1 pseudogene is annotated in these 233 nt (G+C 51.5%); it reads right to left on the reverse strand.

Annotated features, from left to right (window positions below):
- Window positions 1-233: pseudogene (locus ACSHWJ_RS16135) on the reverse strand (PilN domain-containing protein); the annotation flags it as partial.

The raw sequence follows: 233 nt of genomic DNA on the forward strand, positions 1-233 counted from the left end.
CTGACCTGGATTTTCAGATAGAGCAGACGCTACAGAAGACCTCCCATTGACAGCATCCGATGCAATCTGGAACCGATCCAGACCATTCGAGACTTCCTTTGTGACCGGCGACACGAAACTGGTTTTCTTGAACTCCTCCGAAGTCTCCTTCAGGGCGATCTGACTGGACGCCGACGTCGACTTTCCATGGACGACGAGTTGCCCCTGCTTGTACTGATTGCAATTAAGACAGT

The organism is Methylococcus sp. S1M, assembly GCF_051295855.1.
Lineage (GTDB): Bacteria > Pseudomonadota > Gammaproteobacteria > Methylococcales > Methylococcaceae > Methylococcus > Methylococcus capsulatus.